The sequence below is a fragment of the Niastella sp. genome (assembly GCF_045805085.1).
Classification (GTDB): Bacteria; Bacteroidota; Bacteroidia; order Chitinophagales; family Chitinophagaceae; genus Niastella.
The window spans coordinates 1-2,552 of sequence record NZ_JBJMLX010000462.1; the positions used below are offsets into that span (position 1 = coordinate 1).

2 protein-coding genes are annotated in these 2,552 nt (G+C 44.2%); one reads left to right on the top strand and one right to left on the bottom strand.

Translation table 11 applies throughout. The features are described from left to right. Positions 1–222 (top strand): hypothetical protein (locus ACJ751_RS24365; protein ID WP_407748138.1); only part of this gene is annotated, 222 nt, incomplete at its 5' end. Between the two features lie 53 nt (positions 223–275). Here the strand turns inward: ACJ751_RS24365 and ACJ751_RS24370 are convergent. Continuing rightward, positions 276–2,552 (bottom strand): DUF4954 family protein (locus ACJ751_RS24370; RefSeq protein ID WP_407748139.1); only part of this gene is annotated, 2,277 nt, incomplete at its 5' end.

A 2,552-nucleotide genomic window follows, 5' to 3' on the forward strand; every position in this document is an offset into this window, starting at 1 on the left:
AACGCCCTGATGCTTACTTACAGGAGTATTGAAAAAACGCAGGCAAAATTGTGTATCGTGGATAATAGCGGCAGAATAGTAAAGCTGATGAATACAATACTTGAAAAAGGAATGAACCGCTTGTCTGTGGAAATGCCGCAGTTGCCGGCAGGGATCTACAGTATTCAGGCGTTTATACCTAAAGGGCCTTCGAATGTATTAAGGTTCGTTTTTATCAGATAGCAACTTTCATAAAAAAACAAAGGAGTGATTTTTTCACTCCTTTGTTAGAACCGTTATGCCGTTTTTAATTTAGCGCCTGGTTTATCCAGTTTTAGTTTGGTAACCAGTTGATATATATCTTTCTTGTATTCTTCCAGTGCTTTTTGTTCCTGTTTGATGAAGCTGTTGTCTTCCAGTTTACCTATCACTTTATTCATGGCTTCGGGTGTTTCATATACCATTTTGCGGAAAGGATTGCGATAATCCTTGGCGCGTGATTCGTATATTTCTTTCACCATCCACTCTTTGGTAGTGATGCTTTGGTGCAACAGGCTTTTCATAATGCCCGGACTGGCTTTCTTTACATTGATATCGAACACTTCTTTTACGGCAGCCATGGCATGGGCGAGCTTCTCTATGGAGTAATTCTTACCTTGTTGTACGTAGAAATTATGTACAGCATCCCAGTCTTTGATTCTGCCGGCAACGATCTGCTTATTCAGCTTGTCAATTTCTGAGCGAAGGATTAACTGTCCGCCAACGTTCATCCAGGGAGCCAGGGTTGCTTTTGAGGGCAGGCTTTCGATCAGCTGTTCATGTGTTTTTATGTTGTTGGTGCGAATGTGCTCCAGCAACTGCTGAACCAGGTAATACATCACCATTTCTTTAAACAGGTGATAAGCCCTCATTACTTTTATGATGCGCACGGGGCGTTTGCTGTTCTCAAACCCATCTGCCAGTACAACCAACTCGTTCACTACCGGGTCTTTGGTATCGAGTAATACCTGACCAATAGCAATGATCTCCTCATCGGTCATTTTTTTAGTATTGCCTTCGCGTTTCAACCAGGCTTTACCGGTGAACTTCGCCAATAATGGCAATGATTGCAACAGATCATTTACTGAGTCCGGCGCCAGGAAGTTAAATTCCAACTCCTGGATTTTATCTATGCGTTTGTCGCGGTCGATATACTTCCAGGAGTTCCGGGCCAGTGCATACATGTTATACATGAACCAGTAACCGGGCATTACCACCAGCTGGTCTTTGCTCAGATCGTTACTGATAAGCGAGAATGGGAAAGGAATATTTAACTCCATTGCATAATCGCCTTTAGCCAGGATAGTATAAGAAGCAAATTTTGAATTATGCTTCAGGCTAACACATAAGCCAGGCCAGAAACCACGACCAGCAATGATTTCACCATCCGGACTGCGGCTGTTGTGGTTTGAACCCACCGTGGCGCCAGCGGCCATATTACTTTGCCCCTGTATCAGGGCAGCGCACAAAAATGAATTATTATGATGCTGTTCGTGCGAAGGGAAAATGAGCGAATTCAATACCTCACAACAGGAAATGGTAGAGTTTTCACCCAGGTAAGAGTTGATCAACCGGGCTCCATATTTCAATTGTGAGTGGGAGGCCAGCACAAAACGTACAGCTTTTACGCCATAGAACAGCCGGCATCCATAACCGATGATTCCATTCACCAACTCGCAGCCTTCCCCCACCTGGGTATTGGCTTCGCTGGAAGAATTAATGGTTACATTCTTTATTTTGTTGGCGCCTTTTAAATAAGCGTCGCTGCCGATCTTTACATCTTTAAGGATCCTGCAATTCTTAACTACAGTTCGGTCGCCGATGGTGCCATAATAACCACGTAACGCATCGAATTTCTTTTCGGTAAATTCCTTGAAGCGGTTCAACAGTTTATCATCGTCGCGAAAGTAGGTCCATAAGAACGCATCACCCGGTAAAATACCATCGAAGGCCAGGATCCTGCGGCCGGCATTTTCATTGCATAATTCCATCCAGATGCGAACGCTCTCGGGCTCACCTTCTTTCAGGATGCCATTACCAAATTTGGAGTGATCGGTGGTAGCAATTTCATTACAGTTCACCAGTATCACCCCATTACCGATAATGTAATGGGAAATGTAATTAACGTTATCAACGACTACGTTGTCGCCAAAGTCGCAACTGATAACGGTGCTGTTGTAGAACCCTACCGGCCGGCGCAAGTTGTGGTACTCGAGGTAATAAGGCTCCAGCTTACCAATACGCACCAGGCCAAAGAATTTGCAATTCTGCACCAGTTCCGGGTTGAACGCATCTGACACCAGCAGGTTGTTCCAGTTGTCAGATGTGTTGCGGTTGCGTACCAGTACTTCAATTTCATAGGCCGAAAGATGGCGGTAGTGAATACCGTTCTTGACCTGTTTATTACGCAGGTAGTATTCATCCTTCCCCTTAGGTAAAGAAGTGGAAGGAATGAAGTCGTACCCTAACGAATTAAGCGGTTTGCGGTTGATTTCATTCATAACCGGGAGATAATTATTAATGAAATGATAGTT